Origin of the sequence: Gordonia sp. i37, assembly GCF_002043085.1 — a bacterium.
GTDB classification, from domain to species: domain Bacteria; phylum Actinomycetota; class Actinomycetes; order Mycobacteriales; family Mycobacteriaceae; genus Gordonia; species Gordonia polyisoprenivorans.
The window spans coordinates 1-12363 of record NZ_MVPX01000241.1 but is presented as its reverse complement, the minus strand read 5'-3'; the positions used below and the strand labels follow the sequence as shown (position 1 = coordinate 12363).

The window sequence follows — 12363 nt, the reverse complement described above, 5'->3', positions numbered from 1 at the left end:
GGGGGGGAGCCGCGGCTCGTCAGCAGCAGGCTGTGCGGGCCTCAGTAGGATCGCTGGCGCTGCCTCCGCAGCACACCGAACTTTGGTCGGCATTATCGACGGCGTTCTGTGTCAACAGTTTCGGGCTTGTCCCGAAGGTGTCGGAGTCGGCGAGTACGGTGTAGACCTCCCACTTCTCGTTGGCCGGACCGGTCACCCACACCTTGTCCTGGGTCGCGAAGCAACAGGTGGAGTTGATCTCCTCCTGCGTGAACAGACCCTCCCCGGACAGCCGGGCGATCTCGGCGTGCACCTTCTCGCTCGACTCGACCTCGACGCCGAGGTGGTTGATGGTGCCGCCCTGGCCAGGATTCTCCAGAAGCACCAGTTTCAGCGGCGGCTCTGCGACCGCGAAGTTGGCGTATCCCGGCTTGCGCTTGGCCGGAGTGGTGTTGAACAGCTTGGAGTAGAAGTCGATCGCGGTATCGAGATCATCAACATTGAGCGCGAGCTGCATACGGGACATGACCATCACCTTCACCTGTGAGACATATATCGAACTCAGGTCATCTGCAGGGTGCCTACCTTTTCGACATATGTCAAGTGGTTGGGTACGGTTGAGTCGTGCCGAAGACTTTGCCGATGGTTGATATCAGTGGTCCAATTTGCTGCGCTCCGGTGTCGTCGGGTCCGCTTGGCGATGACGATGCGCTCGAGATTGCGTTGCGGCTCAAGGCGCTTGCTGATCCGGTGCGGATCAAGTTGGTGGCGATGTTGCTCGCCGATGAGTCGGGTGAGGGTGTGTGCACGTGTGATCTCGCGGCCGCGGTTGGGGTGACGGAGGCGACGACTAGTCACCATCTGGGGCAGCTGCGCAAGGCGGGGATGGTGGTGGGGCAGCGGCGAGGGATGAACGTGTACTACCGGGCTCAGCCGGAATCGTTGCAGGCGTTGTGTGCGGTGTTGGGGGCGGGCACCGGCTGCTGTTGAGGATGAGGTCAGTTCACGGTCGCGATCGTCGTGGCCAGCGATTGGGCGTAGCGGGAGTAGGTGGTGGCTGCCAGTGCGGCGTGGCGTTCGGTCACCTGGTAGCTGTAGCCGAGCATGTCGGCGACGATGGGTGGAGGGGCCAGTTTGACGAGGTTGTCCAGGGCGCTGTTGCGTGCACCGTGCAGGTTGATGCCGAGGCGGCGGAGTTCTTTCATCACGGTTTGTGCGTGCAGGTGGCGGCCCGGGCGGTACCCGGGGAACAGATACATGGTGTCGCTGCCGGTGGTCTGCAGGTTTGGGCGGTGTTCGAGGAGTTCGTAGATCAGGACGGCGAACGGTGCCGGCACGGGGGTCGGTTCGGTGCCCAGGCTGATGCGCATCTCGGTGGGTGTCAGCTGTAGATCGCCGATTTCGAGCGCAACGACTCGAGTGAGGGGCTGGGCGTAGAGCAGCATTAGCAGGCCGGCCACCCGTTGATGCAGGCTGGTGACATTGCCGCGCATCAGTGTCTGAATCCATTGCAGCCGTTGCTCATCGGTCAACGTGGGTGTCGTCTTGGCGTACCGGTGTGCGATCTCGACGCTGGTGTTGATGTGGTTCGCGCGGCACCAGACGAAGAACGTCCGGATCAAGTGTCGGGTGGTCGGTCCGGACTGGAGATACTGATCGACGTCGAGTTGGGTGGAGGTCTGGGCCGTGCGGGCGTGGGTGTGGTGCAGCCAGTTGAGGAACTTGATCACCTCGGTGATCTCCTGTTTCGCCGAGCGGACAGCTCCCTCGCTGGAATCACCGGGAACTGACTGGGCGCGGATGCGGCGCAGGTGATGCCAGGTCGCAAACCGGTAGGCCATCGCCCAGGTCTCCGGAGTGTCGGCCGCCGCCTCCTTGGCGGCCAACCATTTTTCGAAGATAGCGAGGTAGTGGTCTCGGCGGGGCAGCAGACCGTGCTGCTCGAGGATCGAGCGGAAGTGTTCGGTGGTCTTGGAGTGGGGGAATTCGTCGAACGATTCGTGGGTGCACGCGATTGTCCCGGTCATCAGGTCTTTCAGGATCTCGCGGGCATCGGCATTGCGCATCCACGTCATCACGCTTTCGGGTCTTTGCGCCCGGCACAGTGCCTCGATCATCGCAGAGCGCACACGCTTGATGTCGGCTCGGCGAGGTTGGGGAGTGAGGTGGTCCAGATTGTCCCGCAGCGCGCAGCGTGCGCACTGGCCGTCGCGGTAGATCTCACCCTCGTGGGCGCAGGTCCGGCACCGGTAGGCGTCCGGGTCGACGCCGCCGCATTCCAGACAGCATGGCCGTGGATCGTCGTGCCGGGCCCGGGCGGGAAGCACACCGTCGTGACCACACCGCGGGCACTGCCCGTAGGTGCGCATCCCGGTATAGAAGCAGCTGTTGCACAGCTGCTCGCCCGGCCAGTGCACCCGGGGTTTGCCCATAACCCGCCCGCATCGATCGCAGGTGTAGTCGCCGGTGGTCCGCTTGGGGCGGCCTCGCGATCGCCGCGGTGGCGCGGCGTCCTCAGCCATCGCGGATCACCCGGGCTCGTTTCGGGCGGGCACTGCGGCCGAGGTCGACAACATTGTCGGATGCGGTCTTGCGGCGCCGGGCATCGGTTGCGGTGACGGTCACGAGATCGCCTGGTGTACAGGCGAACACATCGCAGATCGCGGCCATCACTTGCAACGAGACCCGTTCGGGCTGACCGGCCACCAGCCGATAGACCTGTGACGCGGACAAGTCGATGCCGCGTTCGCGCAGCAGCGGCACCAGATCGGTGCTGTTGTGCATCCCTGCCGCCGCCATCAACTCCGCCAGTCGCCAGCGATATTCCACCGTCCGTGCAGCCACTAATCGCCCTCCTTGAGGTTATCGCCGGGTGTCGTCGTCGATCCCGGTGTTCATCGCGTCGCGCAGTGTCGAGTCCAGAGCCTCGCGTAGCGTGCTCTGACGAAAGTGGGTCGTGGTGCAGTCGTAGATCCCTGTGGTCGACGCGAATTCGTGGCCCAGTTGATCCTGCACGAACTTCGGATCGACGCCCGCTTCGATCAGGTGTGTCGTGTACGACCGCCGAAATGAGTGCATATCCAAGCCTGGCGCCAAACCGAGCTCGTCGCAATACCGGGAAAAGCGTTGCCACACGCAACAGACGCTCACTAATGTGTCGCGCTCGCTGGTGAACAGATCCAGCGGGCCGTCCTCACCGCCCAGCTGTGCGGCCGAGATCCAGTCGTCGACCACCTCTGGACACCAGTCGAACACCGTCAGAACCGATCGAGGCTTCGGGGGAGAACCCCGATGGGGCTTTCCGTAGCGGACATGCACAACACCGTACTTACCGAACTCAGGGGCTTTCGGATTCCGGTAGAAGTCCCTCGTCTGCAGATGTCGGACTTCGTTACCGCGAAGCCCCCAGCCGTAGGCGACCTTGAACCAGGTCGCGTCGCGGTAGGCCGCCCGCCAGCCTTTGCGGCCGCTCGCTGCGATCCGATCCACCTCACTATCGGCATGATCGAAAAAGCGTTGTAGCTCAGCACGACTGAACGCGCGCTTCGTCGGATTCGACTCAGCTTCCTGAACGTGCCGCGCGGAGTTCCAGTCGTGACACACCTGCACCGGATGCGAACCAAACTGCTCGAGGCACAGATCTGTCCACCCGTAGTCCGAGGACGAGACGTAGTCGCAGAACAGGCGTAGCGATGCCTGATAGTTGCGCACGGAGGTCTGGCGCAGATGGCGCACACCGCGCAGATCCCCGAAAAACTCGTCGACCATCGCCGGCGTCCACTGCCATGGATACTCGTTCGCATAGTCGGCGAACCGGCTGATCAGCTTCACGCGTTTCTCGATCGTGCCGAAAGACAGGTTGCGAGACAACTGCTGATTGCGCCAACCCTCGAGCATCTCCGCGAACACCACATCCCGGCTGTTCAGATAGCGCACACCGGGAACCAGAACCAACCGTCCGGCTTCATCAACGGCCACCTGACATCACCTCCCACACGGCTGCATCAGATGCTCATATCTTGCATCAAACGCAGGAACGAAGTCAATCACCAAGTTACACAAACGCGCTCAGACGGCCCTCGCACCGCACACTTCATTCTCGCAACCCGATCTCACGGACACCTCACGCGCCAGGGACGGCGTCAGTGCAGGTTGTCGGCTCGCGCCGATAATCAATCCGCCGGAGCAGGGGCAACGTGTCCGCCTGCATCTGTTGCAATATTACAGCTTTGACTTTACATAATATTAGTTATCGGCTCAGGAATGATGCTGGGGGAGATTAGTTCTCGTGATCAAGTGTAAATGATCGCCGAGATTGGCGAAATGTCACCGACTTGGCGAAATTGCCGGCTGTTTTGTCGTCGTTTGACAAGAACTTGGGGCCTGACTGAGCTTCGATTGCGATGTGCTTAATACAGCTCTTTGTGTGCTTGGCGTGAGATGTGCTGTCCGCGTGCGTGTTCGGAGGTTACTACGCTCAGATGCGGGTCTGAGGTGCTACCCGACTCTAGGGCTCCGAAACGTCACAGTGACGTAACTAGCTCTGCCCGTTGTGTTGTGACGCGGGATGAGCGAACTACTCGCCAGATATTGGTCTTGCTGGTTCAGCGCGCTCTTTGGATGGGTGAGCGATTGCGGGATAGCGAACGAGCACCCATTCTAGGTGGCTCAGCTGATGTCGAGCGCTCGGTGTTCGGCCATCTCCGCACCCTGGTCCCAGGTAAGACTGCCGCGCAATGACGCGGGCAGGTCTCGGAATGCTGTGATCAGAGAGTCGCGCACGGCTTCTGCGGTTCGGTTCCGTCCGAGATGTCCCAGCATCACGAAGCGAGTGGACCTCTCGACCACCGTCGCCATCGCAGAGCCGCCCAGCGCCCCGATGATCAGATCCCCCTCCCAGTGCCCTGGGATCCTCCGTGTTTCGACCTCGGTTGGGCGGTTGCTGATGGCGTTCACCGGTTCGACGAAACGTGGACGTCGAGCGTCTGGCTGTCTGTGTGGTTTCCGGGTGCATCCTGGCCGACGCCGACCTGATGGCCGCCGTCACCGCTACTGCACCCCGGGTCTGCCCCGTCGAGCGTGCCGATTCCGACACCGCCGTCATCCTGCACACCTCCGGAACCACCGGCAAGCCCAAGGGCGCTGAGCTGACCTACGCCGGTCTGCGCCGCAACGCACAGATCTCGATGGACAACCTGGCGAGGGGCACCCATAAGGACGTCATCATCGGCTGCCTGCCGCTGTTCCACGTGTTCGGCCTCACCTGTGGGCTCAACGGCGCGGTGTACGCCCAGGCCACTCTCGTCCTCATCCCCCGTTTCGACCCGGTCGTCGTGCTCGACGCCATCGCCGCGGAGAAGGTGACGGTGTTCGAGGGTGTTCCGACGATGTACTCGGCGCTGGTCGCTGCGCGGCGGCCCACCGACGACACCAGCTCGCTGCGCGTCTGTGTGTCCGGGGGCGAAGCCCTGCCCGCCCAGGTCATCACTGACTTCGAAGACGCCTTCGACGCGGTCATCCTCGAGGGCTACGGCCTGTCCGAGACCTCGCCGGTCGCCTGCTTCATCCGTCCCGACAAGCCCCGCAAGGTCGTGATCCGTCAGGTGCACGCCGGCTGCACGAAGGGCTACCTGCATCAGTTGATGGCCGGCTGGGTGTGGACCTCGATCCACGCGCTGCCGGCGATCCGCCAGCGGACCCTGGTCATCTCGGGCACCGACGATCCGATCATCCCAATGATCAACGCACACATCCTCAGTCGTTTGATACCGCGTGCAACACTGCACGCACACGGCGGCGGCCACATCGACCTGGTTCTCAACGCCGCGGTATTCGGCCCAGTGGTCGACGAGTTCCTCGGCACACCCCGAACTGCCCGACGGCCCTGGCGGCGCACCATCGACGTTGAGCTGACGCCGGGAGACTGACGGATCACCCACGTGGGTCAGGAACGCACATCAGGGTGCTCGATCTCGTTGACCAGGTCTGCCTGTCGATCACGTACGACGAGGGCTACCTCGACGAAGCGGGTAACCAGTGAAGTGGCGCGCTGTGTCCAGGCCAGCGCGACCACCGACCCCGGAGCGTCGCTGATCGGCAGGTGCTTGATCCCCGGAAATGGAAGGTAGCGCGCGGCCGCGGCGGCGGTGATCGCGATCGCTCCCCCAGTCCCGACGGTCTGCACCTCCTCGGTTACCGTGCCGACGGGTACGACAACAGCTGGTGAGTCGGGCGCCCGAAACGCGGCCAGAGTCCAAAACTCTCTGCGGGCCGGATCCTCGAGTTCGCTCAGGGTTACCGGGTCGTCGAGGAGTTCGTCGGCGCGGACCGACTGACGTCCAGCGAGCCGGTGACCCGTCGATACGAGCGCAACGAGCGGCTCGGTGAACAGCGGCTCCGTATACAAGTCGGGCGTGGACACCGGGAGCCGGATGATCGACACGTCTGCGAACCCACTGATCAGTCCGGCGTCCGGATCGGCCAGCGAGTATTCGCGGGTCTCCAACTCGACGTCGGGAAACTGGGACCGGAACTCGCTCAGTATCGGCTCGGTGAGTTCGAGAGCGGCGCCGACGGTGTAGCCCAGATGTAGGGTGCCCGAGATCGCGCGTTCCCTGCGCAACGCCTCCGCCGAGGCGCGGTCGAGCGCAGCGAGGGCGGCGACGGCACCATCGCGAAATGCCACGCCTGCCGGAGTGAGTTCGACCTTGCGGGTCGTGCGGGTGAACAAGGTGGCGCCGACCTCGTCCTCGACCTCGCGGATCAACCGGCTCAGGGCTTGTTGGGCGAGAAAGAGCTGCGCCGCCGCGCGGCTGAAGTTCAGTTCCTCAGCGAGGACGACGAACGCGCGAAGTTTGCGAGTGTGCAGGTCCACGATGCAGGGATCATAAGACACACTCTCGAGCGGGGTCATCACAATGCCTTTCCCTCGCCGCCTTTCCCTCGACTCGGAATGTGGGCACAAGCGGTGGGTTCGATCGGGTCCACCCGTCGTCACCTGGCGGGCAGCCCGCGATTGAGCAGCGCCAGAAGGCGGGTGAGCAGGCGTGTGCGGGTGGCGTTGTAGGGGTGCATGTGAAGGTCTCGATGCCCATGGATGCGTGAGACGAGCAGGGACTGTTGCCGGCAGTATTTGCGGATTCCGCCGGCGCCGTGCCGGTAGCCGACGCCGGAACCTGGTGCGCCGCCACCCATCGGGAGTTCCAGGGCGGTGTAGTTCACGAGCGCGTCGTTGACCGTGACGGACCCGGCCTTGATCTGTCTCGCGATGGCCTCACCGCGTTTGGCATCGCGGGTGAAGACCGAGGCGCACAGTCCGTACTCGGAGTCGTTGGCCAGTCGGATGGCCTCGTCTGCGTCGGTGACTTTCATGATCGGCAGCGTCGGACCAAACGTCTCCTCGCGCATGCAGGCCATGTCGTGGTCGACGTCGACGAGAATCGTGGGTTCGAACCAATGCCCCGGGCCGCGTCCACGGTGCCCGCCGACCAGTACCCGAGCGCCGCGTTGGCGGGCGTCCTCGACGTGCCGTTCGACGATCTCGACCTGTGGTGGGAAGGTCATCGAGCCGACGTCGACGCTGCCCGGGCCGTTGGGCACGCCGTGGCGCAGGCCCCGGGTCTTGGCCGTCACTCTGTCGACGAAGTCGTCGTAGACCGACGCCTCGACGTAGCAGCGTTCGATGGAGGCACAGGTCTGGCCGCAGTTGAACATCGCGTAGTACACCGCGTGATTGGCTGCGCGTTCGAGATCGGCGTCGGCGAGAACGATCATCGGATCCTTCCCACCGAGTTCGAGGGATGCGGGGATGAGACGTTCGGCCGCGCGGGTCCCCACCGTGCGGCCGGTCGCAGTGGAGCCGGTGAACATGATCATGTCGACGTTGTCGAGGACTGCGGCGCCGGTCGCGCCCCGTCCGGTCGCCACGAGGAACACATCCTCGGGCAAACCGCAGGCGGCCAGTCCTTCGGCCATCAGCAGTGAGGTCATCGGCGTGTACTCCGACGGTTTGAGGATGACGCTGTTGCCGGCGGCGAGCGCGGGGATGCAATCGCCGAAGGAGTTGACCAGCGGATAGTTCCATGGACCGATGACGCCGACGACCCCGATGGGCCGGTATCGCAGCGTCAGGCACTTGCCCTTGACGAACAGCGCGGACGACTTGATCTTTTCGTCGGCGAGATACTTGGGTGCGTTCTTCGCCCAGAACCCGAAAGCTTGTGCACCGTAAGCAAGTTCGGCGATTTGGGCATCCTCGTAGGCTTTGCCGGTCTCGTTGCTGATCGTGGTGATCACGCGGTCTGCGTTGTCCATCAGCCATCGCTGCATGCGTCGTAGGACGTGGGCTCGGCCGCGGTACCCGAGCGCCTCCCATCCGGGCTGGGCGGCGCGGGCGCGTCGTGCCAACTCGGTGACCTCATCGGGCGTCAGGTCGGGAATGTGGCCGATGATCTCGCCGGTGGCGGGGTTCTCAACGGCGATCATCTCGCTGTTGGGGAGGCTGTTACGAGGTGCGTGGGCGGTGGTCGCCATGGCGTACCTTTCTCGAATTGATGCGGCGCGTCGGCAGCGTGATTGCGGGATATGCGGGTGAGGTCGGGAGTGACTTCGATGGGCGGCGTCGCTAGAGGAAGGCCTTTCCCTCACCCCGGTAGGTGGGCACTGTGGCGATCACCTGATCTCCGTCGACGAGGTGCAATTCGTTGACGCGCTCGCACAGTTCGCCGGCCTTGGCGTGTCGGAACCACACCCGATCACCAATCGACAGCGCGGCTGCGCCGGGGCCGTGCAGCGGTGTCTGCGCTTCACCGGCTCCCTCGAGTTCAATCAAGGACAATCCCCGCGGCCACGACGGCGTGGGTAACCGATCGGATCCCGCCGCGCCGCTGGCGACCCATCCACCCCCGAGAACCGTGGCGTAGTCCGGTGTCGGTTTGCGCACGACCGACATCACGTAGAACGCGGCCGGTTGCGGACGAAAGCCGCGATAGGTGTCGAACAACGTCGGACAGTACAGGCCGGATCCTGCGGCGACCTCGGTGACGGCCGGCTCGGACGCGGTCAGTTCGATGCTGCCGGTCCCGCCGCCGTTGACGAACTCCAGATCGGCAACCTCACTGACGGCGGCGACCGCTGCCGCGCGACGCTCGCGCAACTCCGACCCCGACACCATCTGCATGCCGCGGATCTGGAGTCGGTGCAGTATCGAGCCGACGTTGTCGCCGACGCCCGCGATCTGCCCTTCATACGCCATCACGCCGACGAGTCGGAACCGTGGCCGATCGACGATCGAGCGGGCCAGCGCGACCGCGTCCTGTGGTGAGTGGACCGGTGAGCGGCGCACGCCCAGATGGACGCGTCCACCCAGCAATCGCAGCGACGCGTCGAGGTCGATGCACACTCGGATCGGTGGTCCGTCGGGGGTGACGCTTTCGATCAGGTCGAGCTGGTCGACGTCGTCGATCATCAGCGTCACCCGGGAAAGCAGCTCGGCGTCGGTGGCGAGTTGTCGCAGCGCCGTGACGTCGGCGGTCGGGTAACCGACCACCACGTCCTGCACGTCGGACGCCAACCACAGCGCCTCGGCGAGCGTCAGGGCCAGGACACCACGGAAGCCGGGGCGTTGGAGTACCGCGTGCGTGATCGGTCGACAGCGCACCGACTTCGACGCCAGCCGAACCGGTTTGCCGATCGCACGCGAAACCAGGGAGTCCGCGTTGGCCCTCAACGCCCCCACATCGACCACCGCGAACGGTGGCTCAAGGTCGGCAGTGGCGCGTGCGAGCCGGCCGTAACCCACACCCGAGCGGGCCGTGACCGACCCCAGATCCAACGTTGTCATGAGTGTCCTTCTGTTGAAATCGATGGCAGTACGTCGACATCGGAGCGCAAACTACGCAGCAGCGGAATCGCGGCGAGCACGACCGCGGCCATGAGGAGGAAGGCGGACGCGGGATGGTTGACGAGTGCGCCGACGACGCCCGCCACAATGAGACCTCCGAGATTTCCGGAGAGCCAGATGAGGCCTGCGGCCGCGCCTTCGCTGGAGCTGACTCGGCGTTCGGACAGTTCGAGGACGATCGGTAGCGCAGGCAGGAGCAGGAACCCGAAGAGGGTGAACACCAAGACCGCGAGGGCGAATCCGGGCGCAATGGCCAAGGCGAGGCAGGACGCTGCCGTGACGGCCACCGCGACAAGGATGATCCAGAGTTCGCGGCGGCGCTTGGTGGCCCACACCGGAATCAGCGCCGACCCGACCACGCCGGCGATGACGTTGGCGATCAACACGATTCCCGCTTGATCCGCCGACACGCCCGCCGGTGCCAGCAGTGCCTCGGTCCATGTGGTCAGGGAAACAAACGCGCCGAATGGCACGAAGACGAGTGCGCACAGTCTGCGGATGAAGGGGTCTCGCCACGTCTCTCGGAACGCGGCGAACCCGGAGCTTTCGGCCGACCGGTGATACTGCGCCGGTACCCGCAGGGCGGCGACGAGGGCCACCGCCGACGCCACCGCGATGGCGGCCTGGGTGACCAGCAGGGTGTGAATGTCCATCACGCTGCCCATCAGGAATGCAGCAACCATGCCGGCAAACGTGCCGGCGGACCCGGCCGCGATGCCCCTTGGCCGGTCCGATTCAGCCAGATAGCTGCCCGCGACACGGGTGATCGCGTTGAGGACCAACGGCTGCGCGACGGCGACGAGTAACTGCCCGGCCAGGACCACTGAATACTGATCGCCGACAAGCCGAATCAGTCCACCCGCGGCGGTCAGTACGGCGCCCAGGGTCAGCGCTACTCGAAACCATCGGTCGAGCGCTATTCCCGCGGGGATGGCCAACACGACGTAGAGCAGCGGAAACACGTTCGCCAGCCACCCGATCGCGCCGGTCGAGACCCCGTAGTGCTCGGCGGCATCGGTCGTGATGGGCGCGAAGGTCAACCACAGCAACTGCGTCGACGCCGCCACCAGTGCGTACGCGGCGACCGCTCCCCATCGGTTGCTCATCAGGCGCCGAAGATTCGGCGGATGTGATCGTTGGCGAAAACTCCATCCGGGTCGTAGGCACGCCGCACGGTTTGGAACGTTTCCCACTCCGGGTACACATCGGCCAGTGCCGCGGCGTCGAGGGAGTGCCGCTTACCCCAGTGTGGCCGGCCGCCATGGTCGGTCGCGATGCGCTGAACTGCCTCGAAGTACGGCCTCCACGGCATGCCCTCGTACATATGAACCGCTATGTAGGCCGTCTCGCGACCGTACGACGGGCTGAGCAGCGATGCCTCGTCCGCGGCCACGAACCGCACTTCCAGAGGGAAGTTGACCGCAAATCCCTGTCGGTCGATCTCGCTTTGGATCGCACGGAAGACCTCGCCACACGCCGCCCGCGGCACAGCCCATTCCGACTCGGTGAACCGCGCCGCCGTCCGCGGGCTGGAGAACACCTGGTGGCTGACGTCGACCCGGCTGCTCGACAATGCGATAGCGGTCAGAGTCCGGTTCAAGCGCGGAATCTGATTGGGCCACCGTCGGCCCACCTTGCTCACGGCATCCAGGGCATGGTTTTCCACGACGATGTCGCGGATGTATTCCGCAGCGCGGCTCGGCGGGTTCGCCGGCTCATCGGAGCGGTTGAGCGACTTGGCCAACACGTCGCGTGCGTGCGGAAAAGCGAAGAACCCGAAGTGGTCGTTGCTGTCCGCAAGCTCGTCGAGTTCGGCGAGCGCGCGGGTCAGTGGAATCTTCTCGCGCCGCTCGTGCAACCGGAACGAAGGCACGGTTCGCAGCGTGTAGGCGGTGATGACCCCGAGCGCGCCGACACTGACCCGGGCTGCGCGCAACTCGTCGCCGGTGCTCAGTTCCACGACGGACCCGTCGGCCTTCACGAGCTCGATCGACTCGACCGTCGTGGCCAGGTTGCCGAGTTTGCGGCCCGTCCCGTGCGTCGCGGTCGAGATCGCGCCGGCAGCGCTCTGGACGTTGATGTCGCCGAGGTTGGGCATTGCCAGCCCGTGCGCGTCGAGCAATCTGTTGAGCTCGTGGAGTCGAGTGCCCGCCCCGATCCGGACCAACCCGGTCGTCGGATCCGCGTGGTGGAGTCCGGAAAGATTGTCGAGCGAGAGGAGCGTGCCGTCGGTCAACACATTGCCGCCGAAGGAGTGTCCGGCACCGACGGCCCGTACTGTGTGGCCGCGGTTCGCTGCCTCGGTAACAAGACGAGACACCTCATCCACTGTCGCAGGTCGCGCAAACTTCGCGGGAGTACAGGTCTGGTCGCCTGCATAGTTTGTCCACATGCACATAGCGTCGCGTCTACCGAGCGCGTTGTGAAACACAACTATGGCGACCGACTCACAGCAATTGTGTTGTTAGTGCTCCGGCTCACAC

General features: G+C 64.4%; 11 protein-coding genes and 1 pseudogene. 2 read left to right on the top strand and 10 right to left on the bottom strand.

What is annotated here, in order from left to right; all coding sequences use genetic code 11:
• Positions 1 to 19: 19 nt before the first annotated feature.
• Complete coding sequence (locus B1964_RS11280; protein ID WP_172398815.1) at positions 20 to 505, bottom strand: ArsI/CadI family heavy metal resistance metalloenzyme; 486 nt, start codon at positions 503 to 505, stop codon at positions 20 to 22.
• 98 nt (positions 506 to 603) lie between these two features.
• Here B1964_RS11280 and B1964_RS11275 point away from each other — a divergent pair, with 98 nt between their 5' ends.
• Positions 604 to 969 carry an Rv2640c family ArsR-like transcriptional regulator gene (locus B1964_RS11275; RefSeq protein ID WP_079929793.1) on the top strand — a complete coding sequence of 122 codons (366 nt, stop codon included), beginning with the start codon at positions 604 to 606 and terminating at the stop codon, positions 967 to 969.
• Between the two features lie 8 nt (positions 970 to 977).
• On the opposite strand, the gene B1964_RS11270 is transcribed toward B1964_RS11275, so the two are convergent.
• The 4 genes and pseudogenes from B1964_RS11270 to B1964_RS11255 all read right to left on the bottom strand — a co-directional run.
• Positions 978 to 2411, bottom strand: coding sequence for a hypothetical protein (locus B1964_RS11270; protein WP_079929792.1), 1434 nt, complete (start codon positions 2409 to 2411; stop codon positions 978 to 980).
• 82 nt (positions 2412 to 2493) lie between these two features.
• Entirely contained in the window at positions 2494 to 2823 is a 330-nt protein-coding gene (locus B1964_RS11265; RefSeq protein ID WP_265076470.1) for a helix-turn-helix transcriptional regulator, read from the bottom strand.
• A gap of 18 nt (positions 2824 to 2841) precedes the next feature.
• Positions 2842 to 3957, bottom strand: coding sequence for a site-specific integrase (locus B1964_RS11260; RefSeq protein ID WP_079929791.1), 1116 nt, complete (start codon positions 3955 to 3957; stop codon positions 2842 to 2844).
• A gap of 708 nt (positions 3958 to 4665) precedes the next feature.
• Positions 4666 to 4986: pseudogene (locus B1964_RS11255) on the bottom strand (IS30 family transposase); the annotation flags it as partial.
• Here B1964_RS11255 and B1964_RS31555 point away from each other — a divergent pair.
• Entirely contained in the window at positions 4950 to 5906 is a 957-nt protein-coding gene (locus B1964_RS31555) for an AMP-binding protein (RefSeq protein ID WP_366664273.1), read from the top strand. The pseudogene B1964_RS11255 and the gene B1964_RS31555 sit on opposite strands and share 37 nt — an antisense overlap.
• A 17-nt stretch (positions 5907 to 5923) precedes the next feature.
• Here B1964_RS31555 and B1964_RS11245 read toward each other — a convergent pair whose 3' ends face one another.
• From B1964_RS11245 to B1964_RS11225, 5 genes are all read right to left on the bottom strand, one after another.
• On the bottom strand, positions 5924 to 6853 hold the full coding sequence (locus B1964_RS11245) for a LysR substrate-binding domain-containing protein (protein WP_172398814.1): 930 nt from the start codon (positions 6851 to 6853) through the stop codon (positions 5924 to 5926).
• A gap of 119 nt (positions 6854 to 6972) precedes the next feature.
• Positions 6973 to 8511, bottom strand: coding sequence for an aldehyde dehydrogenase family protein (locus B1964_RS11240; RefSeq protein WP_079929789.1), 1539 nt, complete (start codon positions 8509 to 8511; stop codon positions 6973 to 6975).
• 91 nt (positions 8512 to 8602) lie between these two features.
• Positions 8603 to 9820 carry an amino acid deaminase/aldolase gene (locus B1964_RS11235; protein WP_079929788.1) on the bottom strand — a complete coding sequence of 406 codons (1218 nt, stop codon included), beginning with the start codon at positions 9818 to 9820 and terminating at the stop codon, positions 8603 to 8605.
• Positions 9817 to 10986 (bottom strand): MFS transporter, encoded by a 1170-nt coding sequence (locus tag B1964_RS11230; protein ID WP_079929787.1) that lies wholly within the window; start codon positions 10984 to 10986, stop codon positions 9817 to 9819. Before B1964_RS11230 ends, B1964_RS11235 begins: the two co-directional genes overlap by 4 nt.
• Positions 10986 to 12272: a D-arabinono-1,4-lactone oxidase gene (locus tag B1964_RS11225; protein WP_253193959.1), complete on the bottom strand. Its 1287-nt coding sequence runs from the start codon at positions 12270 to 12272 to the stop codon at positions 10986 to 10988. Before B1964_RS11225 ends, B1964_RS11230 begins: the two co-directional genes overlap by 1 nt.
• Positions 12273 to 12363: the final 91 nt, after the last annotated feature.